Origin of the sequence: Streptomyces sp. NPDC059816 (genome assembly GCF_042732055.1) — a bacterium.
GTDB lineage: Bacteria > Actinomycetota > Actinomycetes > Streptomycetales > Streptomycetaceae > Streptomyces.
Map to the genome: position 1 here is coordinate 1 of NZ_JBHWIQ010000005.1, position 13,513 is coordinate 13,513.

A 13,513-nucleotide genomic window follows, 5' to 3' on the forward strand; every position below is an offset into this window, starting at 1 on the left:
GGGTGTGGGGGGGCGGCGCGTCGCCCCGCCTTACACGCCACGCCGAAGGCCGCCGCGGCACCGGTGCCGCGGCGGCCTTCGTCGTACGGGGGACTTGCCGGTCCTGAGGTTCCTAGCGGGGTGCTTCGGCGGGGGCCGGGACCCGTGGGTCGTGCTCGGCGGCCGGTTCCCCCGGGTCGTCGGGCCCGGTGGCCCGACGGTCGGGCAGGAACCGGGCGAGCAGATGCGACTGCCCGGCGGCCATCGGACCCAGTACGGCGAGCAGCAGGACGTAACCCGCGATGAACGGCGACAGGCGTTCGTCCAGCCCGGCGCCCGCGGCCATGGTCGCCAGGATCAGGGCGAACTCCCCGCGCGCCAACAGCGTCGTGGAGATGTTCGCGGCCGGACCGGGCCCGAACCCGTACAACCGGGCGCCGCCGACACCGGCGAGCACGTTCATCACGAGCGTCAACGCGACGGCGGCGAGCACGGGCCACAGGACCACCGGCAGGTCACCGGGGTCGATGGACAGCCCGAACGCGAAGAAGAAGATGGCCCCGAAGGCGTCCCGCAGCGGGTGCACCAGGGCGCGGATGCGTTCCCCGGAGGTGGTGCTGCCGAGCATCAGGCCGACCATGAAGGCGCCGATGGCGTCGGCGACCCCGAACCACTCGGACACCCCGGCCACCAGGACGGCGGCGCCCAGGAAGGAGATCACGAGCAGCTCGTCGTCCTTGGTGGCGAAGAGCCGGCCGATGATCCGGGTGCCGAACCGGGCGGCGAGTGCGAGCGCCAGCAGGAACCCGAACGCCTTGCCCGCGTCCAGTACCGCGGACGAGAGGTCGTCGGCGCCGGACAGGATGGGTTGGAGGGCGGCCAGGTAGAGGGCCAGGAAGATGTCCTCGACCACGATGATGCCGAGGATCGGCCGGGTCTCCGGGTTCCCGAGCCGTCCGGTGTCGACCAGCACCTTGGTCACGATCGCCGACGAGGAGATCCCGAGCACGCCGGCCAGGACCAGCGCCTCGGAGGTGCCCCAGCCCAGGGCGAACCCGAAGCCGAGCCCCGCGCCCACGTTCAGTGCGAGGTACAGGCCGCCGGCGAGCGCCATCTTGCGCCCGCCCGCCTTGAGGTCGTCGAGGTGGAACTCCAGGCCCAGGTAGAAGAGCAGCAGGACCAGGCCGAGGGCGGAGAGCATCTCCAGGTCGTGCGGGTCGGCGACGAGCACGATGCCGGGGGTGTGGGGGCCGAGGAGTATCCCGGCCAGGATGAAGAGCGGAATGGTGGGCAGTCCGATACGCCCGCCGAGCCGTGCGAGGACGGCGGCGGCGAGGAACGCGCCGCCCATGGCGATCAGTGTGTCTGCGTGTCCGATGGGCTTCCTCCTCCGTGCAAAGGGCTTCGAAGAGCTTTCAAAGGGCTTCAGGGGTGTCAAGAAGACGTTAATAGTTAGTTTACTGAACGATTGATGTGGAAAGGGTCGTCGCCGGCGGAGATGAGGGTCAGCCCCCATGCCGCAGAGACGGGCGGGCCCTGTGCGGTCGGGGTGGGTCGGTTCCTGGGCCGCTGGGGCGGGTCGGCGCCCGGGCCCGCTGGGACGGCAGCCGGCCTCCACACTGCGGTCGGGGTGGGTTGGCCCTGTGGCGTAGGAGCGGGCCGGTCCTCGTGTTGCAGGTGCGGGTCGGCGCCCGTCGCACCGGAGCGGGCTGGCCCCCGTGCCCGAGGCCGTGGTCAGGGGCCGGGCTCCCGCGACGGGAGCCGGCGCCCGCCCTGACGGCCCCGCCGGGTGGCCCCGGCCCTTGACCTCCCCGGACCCGCGCCGGGGCCACCCGCGGATCACCCCAGTAGCCGGGGTGGGGAGAACCCCACCCCAGCTCGGCGGTGGACCTCATGGTGCCCGGACCCTGACGGTCCGTACGTTCGAAGCATCGACCTGCGGCCCCGGAGAACGCCCGCACGCACCGACGAGAGGCACCCCAGTCATGGCCCTGCGCAGCAAGCGGACCACCCCCCAGCGAGCCGTCACGCCCTGGGCCGTCGAACTGCACGGAGTGCACCGCCGGTACGGCAGGCGGGCCCACCCGGTCCACGCCCTGCGCGGCATCGACCTCGCCCTGCCGCACGGCAGCTTCACCGCCGTCATGGGCCCCTCCGGCTCCGGGAAGTCCACCTTCCTCCAGTGCGCCGCCGGCCTCGACCGCCCCACCTCCGGCACGGTCCGCCTCGCCGGCACGGACATCACCGCACTGGGCGAGGACAAGCTGACCGAACTGCGCCGCGCCCGGCTCGGCTTCGTCTTCCAGGCGTTCAACCTGCTCCCGTCCCTCACGGTCGAGCAGAACGTCGTCCTCCCGGTGCGGCTCGCCGGCCGCCGCCCCGACTCCCGCCGGGCCGCCGAGGTGCTGGACCAGGTCGGCCTCGGCGACCTGGCCCGCCGCCGCCCCTCGGAACTCTCCGGCGGCCAGCAACAGCGCGTGGCCGTGGCCCGGGCCCTCATCACCGAGCCCGACGTGATCTTCGCGGACGAACCGACCGGCGCCCTGGACACCACCACGGCGACCGAGATCCTCACCCTGCTGCGCACCGCGGTGGACCGCCTCGGGGCGACCGTCGTGATGGTCACCCACGACCCGGCCGCCGCCGCCTGGGCGGACCGCGTCCTGTTCCTCGCGGACGGCTCGATCACCGACGAACTCACCGGAGCGTCCACCCAGCAGATCGCCGCCCGACTGACCGGGCTGATCGCCCACCACCGCCAGCCCGCCGGAGCCGTGGCCTGATGCGCACCAACGGACTCGCCAGGGCCGCCCTCCGGTTCAAGCCCTCGGCCTTCGCCGGCACCTTCATCGCCCTGTTCATGGCCGCGATGATCGTCAGCGCCTGCGGCATCCTCCTGGAGTCCGGGGCACGAGCCGCCGCCCCGCCCGACCGGTACGCCGCCGCCCCCGTGGTCGCCGCCGCCGACCAGAAGGCCCACCACTACACCGGCAGCGGCGACGGCCGCAGTGACATCGGCGGCCCCGTGCCCGACCGGGCCCGGCTCGACGCCTCCCTCGTGGCGAAGGCCGCCGCGGTGCCCGGCGCCCGCACCGCCGTCGGTGACGTGACCTTCCCCGTCCGGACGGACCGGACCGCCCTCACCGCGCACGGCTGGGGAGCCACCGCCTTCACCGGCGAGCAACCGACGAAGGGCCGCGCCCCCGCCACCGGCGAGGTCGCCCTCACCACCGGCACCCCGGTGCGCACCGCCGACGGCACCCCGCCCGCCGTCGGCGACCGCGTCACGCTGCACACCGCGGACGGGGCCCGCGACTTCCGCGTCGCCGCCCTCGTCAGCGCGCCCGGCACCGGCCCCACCGCGTGGTTCGCCGACCGGGAGGCCGTGCGGATCTCCGGCCACCCGGACCGGGTCGACGCGATCGCGGTCCTGCCCGAGAAGGGCGTGTCCACCGCCGTACTGAAGGACCGCGTCACCACGGCCCTCGGCAAGCAGGCCCTGGTCCACACCGGTGAGGACCGCGGCTCGGTCGAGGAGACCAGGGTCGACGACGCCGCGGAACTCCTCCTGGGCCTCGGCGGCTCTTTCGGCGGAGTCGCCACGATGGTCGCCGTCTTCACCGCCGCCGGCACGGTCGCCCTCTCCGTCGGCCAACGCGCCCGCGAGTACGCACTGCTGCGCGCGATCGGCACCACCCCGCGCCAGGTGCGCCGCGCCATCGCCACCGAAACCCTGCTCGTCGCCCCGCTCGCCGGAGTGCTCGGCTGTCTGCCCGGCATCGCCCTGGCCACCTGGTGGTTCGGCCAGCTCCGGGACAAGGGCGCGATCCCCGAATCCGTCGACCTCGCGCTCTCCCCGCTGCCCCCGGCGATCGCCGTCGCGGCCGTGATCCTCACCGGACTCGTCGCCGGCTGGTCCGCGGCCCGCCGCCCCTCCCGGGTCCGCCCCGGCCAGGCCCTCGCGGACGCCGCCGTGGAACGCTCCCGCCCCGGCCCGGTGCGCCTCCTGTTCGGCACCGCCGCACTGATCGGTGGATTCGTCCTCGCCGGGATCGCCCGGTCCGCGTCCGGAGAGGACGCCGCGAACACCGCCCTGGGCGTCGTGATGTGCTTCATGCTCGCCGTGGCGCTGCTCGGCCCGCTGGTGGCCCGCGCCTGCGCCGCCCTCGTCGGGCTGCCGTTGCGCGGCGCCGGCGCCCCGGGCTCCCTGGCCGCCGCCAACTCCCGCTCCAACGCGCGCCGGTTGGCCTCCGCGATCACCCCGATCGTGCTCGCCGTGGCCTTCGCCTCCACGCTGCTGTTCATGCACACCAGCACCGACCGCGCCACCGCCCGCCAACAGAACGCCGGGGTCACCGCCGACCACGTCGTGCGGCCCGCCTCCGGTGGCCTCGCCCCGGACGCGGTGGCCGAGGCCGCCGACCGACCGGGAGTGACCGCGGCCGTCGGCCTGCTGAAGACCTCGGTCATGGTCCCGACGGGCTCCGGCGAGTCCGCCATGCTGCGCACCGCCTCCGCCCAGGCCGTCGACGGCGCCCCCGAAACCCTCGCGGCCGTGCAGGACCTGGAGCTGCGCACCGGCGAGTTGGCCCTCGGTCCCGGCCGGGTTGCCCTCGACGCGGGCCTGGCGGACGCGGCCGGCGTCGGCGTCGGCGACCGGCTCTCCCTGCGCCTGCCGGACGGCACCAGGACCACCTCCGAGGTCGTCGCCACCTACGGCCACGGGCTCGGCCTCGCGGAGGTCACCCTGGTCCGCGCCGACGCCGCGCGGCACGTCAGCGACCCGTTCGCCACCGAACTCTGGGTCAAGGGCGGCTCCCCGCAGCAGTTCACCGCCCTCGGTACGGTCCTCGACGGCGGGGACTACACCTCGGCCCGCTCGGTGGACCGCGAACTGAACGCCTGGGCCAACCACACCATGGCCGCGGTCCTCGGTGGCTTCGCGGCCGTCGCCGCCGCCAACACCCTGGTCATGACGGTCCTCGACCGCCGCCGCGAACTGGGCACCCTGCGCCTGATCGGCTCCACCCGCCGCCAGGTGCTGCGCATGATCCGCTGGGAGGCGCTGCTCGTCGCCGTCGCGGGGGTCACCCTCGGCAGCGCCATCGCCCTGGCCACCCTGGTCCCCATGGTCCGCGGCATCACCGGCGAGGGCGTGTACATACCCCCGACGGTGTACGGCTCGCTGGTGGGCGCGGCCGTCGTCCTCGGCCTGGCGGCGACGGCCCTGCCGGCCCGGGCGGTACTCCGTTCCGTGGGCCGGGTGTAGCCGCCCCGGGGTGTCTCGGTCACACTCGGCCGATGACCGAGACACCCCAAGGCCACCACGACGCCCCGCACCCCACGCGCACCGCGGGCCTCACCCTCGCGGAGGTCGAGTCGCTGGCCCGCACCGCCCACGAGGGCCAGCGGGACAAGGCGGGTCGGCCCTACGCGGAGCACCTGCGGGCGGTCGCCGAGGGGGTAGGGGCCCGGGGCGGCACCCCGGACCAGATCGCGGCGGCCTGGCTGCACGACGCCGTCGAGGACGGGGTCCTGAGCGAGCGGTGGCTCGCGGGGGCGGCGCTCACCCCCCGCACCAAGGCGATCGTCCTCGCCGTCACCAAACGGTCCGGCGAATCCCCGCAGACGTACGCCCGGCGCATCCTTCAAACGCCGGGCGCGCGCCTGGTGAAGGAGGCCGACCTGGCGCACAACGCCGATCCCGCGCGGCTCGCCGTCCTGGACGGCCCCACCCGGGACCGCCTGACCCACAAGTACGCCACGATGCGAGCCCTACTGAACCTGCCGGACCTGCCGGACCACTGACGGGACGTACGGGACGTACGGTCAGCGGGCGTCGCGGGCCCGACCGCGTGCGACGTCCGTGGCGTCGCGCCGCATCGCCCACCGCAGCCGGGGCTCCAGCGCGAACCGCAGCGCACCGCGCACCGGCGGCGTGCACATCAGGGTGATGGCGACGCCCGCGACCAGCGTCACGCACACCTGCCCGTACGGCTCGTGCAGCCAGGCCGCGTCGTACCAGCCCCAGAAACGGGAGCCCTTGGCGAGGAACCCGTGCAGCAGGTAGCCGCAGAGCGTGCCCGCTCCGAGCACGGTGAACCAGGTGCGACGGCGCGGCACCCACGCGAGGAAGCAGGCGGTGAGCGCCAGCGAACAGCCGAACAGCGCGAAGGTCATCACGGGACCGGTCCACCACGGCGCGCCCAGCTCCTGGGCGCTGTTGCTGTGGTAGAGCCAACCGGTCTCCATCCGGGGCGCCGCCCACCAGGCGACGAGCAGCGCCGCGGCGACCAGCGGCACCGACAGCAGCCGCACCTCGCGGCGCCGGACCAACTGGAAGTGCTCGGGCCGCGCGTACAGGCCGATCACGAAGAAGGGCATGAACTGGAGCACCCGTTGCAGGTCGAAGTCGTCGCCGATGCTGGGGGACGCCGAAGCCAGCGCGGCGACGCCGAGGGCGACGGGGACCGGCCAGCGCACGACCTTCCACAGCGGGGTGGAGATCCGCCAGGCGAACAGGGCGATCAGGAACCAGGTCAGGTACCAGGGGTCGAGCAGGCTGAGCCGGTGCCCGGGGTCGTCGTCCGCCCACCGCTTGAAGAAGGTGTAGGCCACCTCGAAGACGATGTACGGCGCGACCACCGTGGTCAGCAGCTTCCTGACCCGGGCGGGGCTCATGTCGAACCCCCGGGAGAAGTAGCCCGAGATGAGGATGAAGGCGGGCATGTGGAAGGTGTACACGAAGAGGTAGAGCGCCGTCGCCGTGCGGCTCTGGTCGGTCAACGGTTCCCAGGCGTGGCCCATCGCGACCAGCACGATGGCGAGGTACTTGGCGTTGTCGAAGAACGGGTCGCGCTGCTTGGCGGGGCCGCCCGGGCCCGGGGGGGTCGGCGCGGCGGCCGGGGGGTCGGAGCGCCGGGTGCGGGGGGTGGGCACTGCGTCCGCGGGCTCGACGGGCCCGGGGGGTTCGCTGAGCGGCGGCAGCGGCGCCGGATGACGGGCGGACGGCCGCAGTGAGTTGGTCACAGGCCCTCCCACCAGGAACTGGGGGAGACGATCCGCGACCTCACCGCACGTGCGTGGGGCAGGGCAGTGGGAAACATTTGAGGAACCCTAGCGTCGGACGCGGCAGGTGGTGAAACGCCTCCTGACGTTTCTCGCGATCCATCTTGAGTAAATCGGCCCATGGGCGGCGGGTACCCCGTATTCGGAGAAGTGCACCCGCGGATCGACATTCGTTCCGGGAAGCCCTCGAAGTCGACCTTCAGACGCCCAAGTTGGCCACTATGTAACTTTTAATCCCCTTTAAACGGTGCATAACACTCACGGGTGATGCTGGTGAAATGTCCCCCAATGGCCCATCGGTCACCTCGCCTGGGGGAGTGCCCGCACCGGTCGGATCTCCCGCGCGGATACCCGGAGGCGGGTGGATGTGCCGTGACTGCACCGACAATTCGAAATTCCTGCGAACAAGCTGTGTGGGCATGGAAACCAATGGATCGAATTCGCCCTCGCGCAGCTCCGTGGAATTCACCCGGAGGTGATCGCCGAGCCCGCCCGGGCCCCGGTGTCCGCCGCGGGCGACACCGATTCCGTGCACATTCCCCTCGCTTCCGCGCACGACGATCCGTCACGGGCCGCATGGTCTGGGTCCGTTGGTGGCACGATGGTTCTGGTGGGACGTGCGAGGGCGCACCCCCACCCGGAGTGGAACCGACCGAGGGTGTGTGATCAGAGTGGCCATCTCGCTATCAGTGGTACTGCTGTTGGCGATCATCCTCGTCGTACTGATACGAGGCGGATCACTCAAGGCGGGACCCGCCGTCGTCGCCGTGCTCTTCGGCTTCTTCCTCGCCTCCACGGGCATGGCCGACGACATCGAACGCTTCCTCGACGCGGTCGGGGACTCGATCAGCTCGATCGACATCTGAATCTGACGCGCCCACCCGGCTCACGGCTCTCCAGCCGGCCGGCGGGGGAGAACGGGGAGGCGCAGGAAGCGGGGGAACGCCACCGGTCACGGAGCGTACGAGGGGCGCACCCGAACAGCGACTACGCCCCGCACGCGCACCGTAGCGCCCCGCAGCCGTACGTGTATCCAGTACCCGCCGCGTGTCGCGGCACCGTGACGGCACGCGGGGGCAACGCAACGGGGCCGGTCCGAACAGGATCACCCTGGGGATCACCTGTCCGAACCGGCCCCGGACACTGCCTGGAGCGGGCGACGGGAATCGAACCCGCGTAGCTAGTTTGGAAGACTAGGGCTCTACCATTGAGCTACGCCCGCACGGTCGCGCCGCAGGTCATCGACCCCGGCACGGCAGCATCCTAGCGGGTCCCGGGCCCTCGTCGCACACCGGTTTCCCACGGCACGCCACCACGGAAAATGCGGGACCTGTGCTGGCTGCGGGCATGTACCCTACGTGTCGCACCGACGGGGTGTGGCGCAGCTTGGTAGCGCGTCCGCTTTGGGAGCGGAAGGCCGTGGGTTCAAATCCCGCCACCCCGACCATCATCAAGATCGCCTTTGGGGCGTGTATCGGCTCCGGCTACTATGCAGACTGCGCGCCCGTGTGTCCGCACGTTCAGTACGCAGCTCTGTCCCACTCACGAGACAGCTCTGTACACGCACACGTACGTCTCTCAGGGCCGCGACTCTGCCGAGGCTCCCCGTTCCGCCGGAGCGGCCCGGTACACACCCAAGAAGTCAGCCACAAGGAGACCGAACCGTGAAGAGCGCCGTGGAGACCCTGAACCCGACCCGGGTTCGGCTCACTGTCGAGGTGCCCTTCGAGGAGCTCAAGCCCAGCCTCGACGCGGCGTACAAGAAGATCAACCAGCAGGTCACGGTGAAGGGCTTCCGTAAGGGCAAGATCCCGGCCCGGGTCATCGACCAGCGCTTCGGCCGCGGTGCGGTGCTGGAGGAGGCCGTCAACGACGCGCTCCCGAAGTTCTACACCGAGGCGGTCAACGAGGCCGAGCTCAACGTCCTCGGCCAGCCCGAGGTCGACATCACGGAGCTGAAGGACGGCGAGACGCTGAACTTCACCGCCGAGGTCGACGTCCGCCCGACGATCGAGATCCCCGACTACTCGGGCATCGAGGTCGAGGTCGACGCGATCGAGGTCACCGACGAGGACGTCGACAAGGCCGTGGAGGAGCTGCGCGGCCGGTTCGGCTCCACCGCCCCGGTCGAGCGCGCGGCCGAGGACGGCGACGTCCTGACCCTCGACCTGGAGGCCAAGGTCGACGGCGAGGTCCTGGAGGACGGAGTCGCCCAGGGCGTCTCGTACACCATCGGCTCCGGTGAGCTGCTGGACGGCATCGACGAGGCCGTGAAGGGCCTGGAGGCCGGTGGCGAGGCCACCTTCACCTCCCAGCTGAAGGGCGGCTCGGGCGAGGGCAAGGACGCTGAGGTGACCGTCAAGGTCAGCCAGGTCTCCGCCCGTGAACTCCCCGAGCTGGACGATGACTTCGCGCAGCTCGCCTCCGAGTTCGACACGCTCGAAGAGCTGCGTGCGGACAGCCGCAAGCGCCTCGCGAACATGAAGCAGTACGACCAGGCGACCCAGGCCCAGGAGCGCGTGCTGGAGAAGCTGCTCGAACTGGTCGAGGTGCCCGTCCCCGAGAAGCTGCTTGAGGACGAGGTCAACACCCGCAAGCACAACCTGGAGCACCACCAGCTCGGCCAGATGGGCCTGACCATCGACAAGTACCTGGAGATCCAGGGCAAGACGGCCGAGGAGTTCGAGGACGAGACCAAGACCGCCGCGGTCAAGGGCATCAAGACCCAGTTCGTCCTGGACGAGCTGGTCAGCAAGGAGAAGCTCAACGTCAACCAGGAGGAGCTCACCGAGCACCTCATGCGGCGGGCCGCTTCCTCCGGCATGTCCCCCGACCAGTTCGCGCAGGCCGTCGTCGAGGGCGGCCAGGTCCCGATGCTGGTCGGCGAGGTCGCCCGCGGCAAGGCCCTCGCGGTCGTCGTCGAGGCCGCCACGGTGAAGGACACCAACGGCGAGGTCGTCGACCTCGACGATGAGGACGACGCCGACGCCGAGACCACTGAGGTCACCGAGGCCGCCGAGTCCGCCGACGAGGCTGCCGAGGCGAAGAAGGACGCCCCCGCGGAGTCCTGACCCGCCCGGTACCAGCGGGTACCCGGTACAGCGGTAGTCCGAAGGGGCCCGGAAGCACGACATTGCTTCCGGGCCCCTTCGCGACCCGCCCCGCACCACCCGCCCGGACCCCTTCGGACCACCCGCCCAGGACTCCGGCGACCGGCCCCCGAGAGTCACGGCGCACGGCCCGCCCGGGCGGGCCGTGACCGGCCCCGGCGGCGGGCTCCCGCACCCCACGGGCCCGGCGCCGACGACCTGCGCTGACAGCGAACAGTTCCCCATGCGGGATGGCCCCCGGCCCCCATCGCGTTAGGGTCCATGAATACGAGGGCAGGGGAGCCCCCGGACCCGCCGCCACGCGGCGCAGCGCGGGGTCCCGTGCCCCAGCAGAAGACGTGAGACGGCCCGGCGCCGTCGTAAGACGAGCAGGTGGATACGTGACGAATCTGATGCCCTCCGCCGCCGGCGAGCCTTCCTTCGGTGGTGGCCTCGGCGACCAGGTCTACAACCGGCTGCTCAACGAGCGGATCATCTTCCTCGGCCAGGCGGTTGACGACGACATCGCGAACAAGATCACCGCACAACTGCTGCTCCTTGCCTCCGACCCGGACAAGGACATCTACCTCTACATCAACAGCCCGGGCGGTTCGATCACCGCGGGCATGGCGATCTACGACACCATGCAGTACATCAAGAACGACGTGGTGACCATCGCCATGGGCATGGCGGCCTCGATGGGACAGTTCCTGCTCAGCGCGGGCACCCCGGGCAAGCGCTTCGCCCTTCCGAACGCCGAGATCCTCATCCACCAGCCCTCCGCTGGTCTCGCGGGATCTGCTTCGGACATCAAGATCCACGCGGAGCGGCTGCTGCACACCAAGAAGCGGATGGCCGAGCTGACCTCGTTCCACACCGGCCAGAGCGTTGAGCAGATCACCCGTGACTCGGACCGCGACCGTTGGTTCGACCCGATCGAGGCCAAGGAGTACGGCCTGATCGACGACATCATGCCCACCGCGGCCGGTATGCCGGGTGGCGGAGGCACCGGGGCGGTCTGAACCGGCAAGCCCGGCACCGTACGGCCTCCGCGGCCCCCACGCGCCCGCCCGTGAACGCGAGCGACGGGGAGCCCGGCGGCCCACCGGGAGAGACCGGGCCCCGCCCGCCCCGCAGAGCCCCTAGCCGACCGCCCCAGCGCCCCCAGCGCCCTTCAGGAGAGTTACGATGAACGACTTCCCCGGCCGCGGCATCTACGCCCGCACCGAGGCCGAATACACCGGCCCCCGCGCCGAGTCCCGTTACGTCATCCCCCGTTTCGTCGAGCGCACCTCGCAGGGCGTGCGCGAGTACGACCCGTACGCGAAGCTCTTCGAGGAGCGGGTGATCTTCCTCGGCGTCCAGATCGACGACGCCTCCGCCAACGACGTCATGGCGCAGCTGCTGTGCCTGGAGTCGATGGACCCCGACCGTGACATCTCCGTGTACATCAACAGCCCCGGCGGCTCGTTCACGGCGCTCACGGCCATCTACGACACCATGCAGTTCGTGAAGCCGGACATCCAGACGGTGTGCATGGGCCAGGCGGCCTCCGCCGCGGCCATCCTGCTCGCCGCCGGCACCCCCGGCAAGCGCATGGCCCTGCCGAACGCGCGCGTGCTGATCCACCAGCCGTACAGTGAGACGGGCCGCGGCCAGGTGTCCGACCTGGAGATCGCCGCGAACGAGATCCTGCGGATGCGGGCGCAGCTGGAAGACATGCTCGCCAAGCACTCCACCACGCCGATCGAGAAGATCCGCGAGGACATCGAGCGCGACAAGATCCTCACGGCCGAGGACGCCCTGGCCTACGGACTGGTCGACCAGATCATCTCGACGCGGAAGATGAACAACGCGAAGGTCGTCTGACCCGGCACGGCATGATTTGCTGCCCCTTGGTGTGGTCCGGGTCCGTGTCGGGCCACACGAGTTGACGTGAGTCGACGTGAACCACGCCAAGGGGGGCCCGAACGGGGGGCCCGGCAGGGTACCGTCGAATATGAGGCACCAGGAGTCGCTTACGCTAGCGGCTCCCAGGCGAAGGGGAAGCACCTCGTGGCACGCATCGGTGACGGCGGCGATCTGCTCAAGTGCTCGTTCTGTGGCAAGAGCCAGAAGCAGGTCAAGAAGCTCATCGCAGGTCCCGGTGTGTACATCTGCGACGAGTGCATCGACCTCTGTAACGAGATCATCGAGGAGGAACTCGCGGAGACGAGCGAGGTGCGTTGGGAGGAACTGCCCAAGCCCCGCGAGATCTACGAGTTCCTCGAGGGGTACGTCGTGGGCCAGGAGCCCGCGAAGAAGGCCCTGTCGGTGGCGGTCTACAACCACTACAAACGCGTCCAGGCGGGAGAGAGCGCCGGCTCCCAAGGGCGCGACGACATCATCGAGTTGGGCAAGTCCAACATCCTGCTGCTCGGCCCCACGGGGTCCGGCAAGACGCTGCTCGCCCAGACGCTCGCCCGGATGCTCAACGTCCCGTTCGCCATCGCGGACGCCACGGCGCTCACCGAGGCGGGTTACGTCGGCGAGGACGTCGAGAACATCCTGCTGAAGCTGATCCAGGCCGCTGACTACGACGTCAAGAAGGCCGAGACCGGCATCATCTACATCGACGAGATCGACAAGGTCGCCCGCAAGAGCGAGAACCCCTCGATCACGCGTGACGTCTCCGGCGAGGGCGTCCAGCAGGCCCTGCTGAAGATCCTGGAGGGCACCACCGCCTCCGTTCCCCCGCAGGGCGGACGCAAGCACCCGCACCAGGAGTTCATCCAGATCGACACGACGAACGTGCTGTTCATCGTGGGCGGGGCCTTCGCGGGCCTGGAGAAGATCATCGAGTCCCGGGCGGGCGCCAAGGGCATCGGCTTCGGTGCGACCATCCGGTCCAAGCGGGAGCTGGAGTCCAAGGACCAGTTCGCGGACGTCATGCCCGAGGACCTGGTGAAGTTCGGGATGATCCCCGAGTTCATCGGCCGGCTCCCGGTCATCACCTCGGTCCACAACCTCGACCGCGAGGCCCTCCTCCAGATCCTGGTGGAGCCGCGCAACGCGCTCGTCAAGCAGTACCAGCGCCTGTTCGAACTGGACGGCGTGGAGCTGGACTTCGAGCGCGGCGCCCTGGAAGCCATCGCCGACCAGGCCATCCTCCGCCAGACCGGCGCCCGCGGGCTGCGCGCCATCATGGAGGAAGTCCTGATGCCGGTGATGTACGAGGTGCCGTCGCGCAAGGACGTTGCCCGGGTGGTCATCACCGCCGAGGTCGTCCACTCCAACGTCAACCCGACCCTGATCCCCCGGGACGCCCGGGGCCGGGGTCCCGGGGAGCAGAAGACGGCGTAACACCGCGCACCACGGTCATGCACGAGGCCCCGGAC

Annotated in this window: 10 protein-coding genes and 2 tRNA genes; 9 read left to right on the forward strand and 3 right to left on the reverse strand. The window is 71.0% G+C overall.

The window, feature by feature from the left end; all coding sequences use genetic code 11:
- Window positions 1–112: 112 nt before the first annotated feature.
- Window positions 113–1,330, reverse strand: coding sequence for a cation:proton antiporter (locus ACFV88_RS08460; protein WP_385487451.1), 1,218 nt, complete (start codon window positions 1,328–1,330; stop codon window positions 113–115).
- A gap of 634 nt (window positions 1,331–1,964) precedes the next feature.
- Here ACFV88_RS08460 and ACFV88_RS08465 point away from each other — a divergent pair.
- From ACFV88_RS08465 to ACFV88_RS08475, 3 genes are read left to right on the forward strand one after another with little or no spacing between them, the layout of a single operon-like run.
- Window positions 1,965–2,762 carry an ABC transporter ATP-binding protein gene (locus tag ACFV88_RS08465; protein WP_385487453.1) on the forward strand — a complete coding sequence of 266 codons (798 nt, stop codon included), beginning with the start codon at window positions 1,965–1,967 and terminating at the stop codon, window positions 2,760–2,762.
- Window positions 2,762–5,248, forward strand: a complete 2,487-nt coding sequence (locus ACFV88_RS08470) for an FtsX-like permease family protein (protein ID WP_385487455.1) — start codon at window positions 2,762–2,764, stop codon at window positions 5,246–5,248. Before ACFV88_RS08465 ends, ACFV88_RS08470 begins: the two co-directional genes overlap by 1 nt.
- Before the next feature lie 32 nt (window positions 5,249–5,280).
- Window positions 5,281–5,787 (forward strand): HD domain-containing protein, encoded by a 507-nt coding sequence (locus tag ACFV88_RS08475; RefSeq protein WP_385487457.1) that lies wholly within the window; start codon window positions 5,281–5,283, stop codon window positions 5,785–5,787.
- Window positions 5,788–5,808: 21 nt separating this feature from the next.
- Here ACFV88_RS08475 and ACFV88_RS08480 read toward each other — a convergent pair whose 3' ends face one another.
- The gene (locus ACFV88_RS08480; protein WP_385487459.1) at window positions 5,809–7,008 is read right to left on the reverse strand and encodes an acyltransferase family protein; all 1,200 of its coding nucleotides are present in this window, start codon (window positions 7,006–7,008) and stop codon (window positions 5,809–5,811) included.
- Between the two features lie 710 nt (window positions 7,009–7,718).
- On the opposite strand from ACFV88_RS08480, the gene ACFV88_RS08485 reads away from it, so the two are divergent.
- Entirely contained in the window at window positions 7,719–7,913 is a 195-nt protein-coding gene (locus ACFV88_RS08485) for a hypothetical protein (protein WP_385487460.1), read from the forward strand.
- Window positions 7,914–8,195: 282 nt separating this feature from the next.
- Here ACFV88_RS08485 and ACFV88_RS08490 read toward each other — a convergent pair.
- Window positions 8,196–8,269, reverse strand: a tRNA-Gly gene (locus ACFV88_RS08490).
- A 148-nt stretch (window positions 8,270–8,417) separates the two neighbouring features.
- Between ACFV88_RS08490 and ACFV88_RS08495 the strand changes: the two genes are divergently transcribed.
- The 5 genes from ACFV88_RS08495 (at window position 8,418) to clpX (ending at window position 13,478) form a co-directional block, all read left to right on the forward strand.
- Window positions 8,418–8,494, forward strand: a tRNA-Pro gene (locus ACFV88_RS08495).
- A gap of 217 nt (window positions 8,495–8,711) precedes the next feature.
- The gene (tig, locus tag ACFV88_RS08500) at window positions 8,712–10,118 is read left to right on the forward strand and encodes a trigger factor (RefSeq protein ID WP_385487462.1); all 1,407 of its coding nucleotides are present in this window, start codon (window positions 8,712–8,714) and stop codon (window positions 10,116–10,118) included.
- A 431-nt stretch (window positions 10,119–10,549) separates the two neighbouring features.
- Complete coding sequence (locus ACFV88_RS08505; RefSeq protein ID WP_385487988.1) at window positions 10,550–11,158, forward strand: ATP-dependent Clp protease proteolytic subunit; 609 nt, start codon at window positions 10,550–10,552, stop codon at window positions 11,156–11,158.
- 166 nt (window positions 11,159–11,324) lie between these two features.
- Complete coding sequence (locus ACFV88_RS08510; RefSeq protein ID WP_385487464.1) at window positions 11,325–12,005, forward strand: ATP-dependent Clp protease proteolytic subunit; 681 nt, start codon at window positions 11,325–11,327, stop codon at window positions 12,003–12,005.
- 186 nt (window positions 12,006–12,191) lie between these two features.
- On the forward strand, window positions 12,192–13,478 hold the full coding sequence (gene clpX, locus ACFV88_RS08515) for an ATP-dependent Clp protease ATP-binding subunit ClpX (protein WP_385487466.1): 1,287 nt from the start codon (window positions 12,192–12,194) through the stop codon (window positions 13,476–13,478).
- Window positions 13,479–13,513 lie beyond the last annotated feature (35 nt).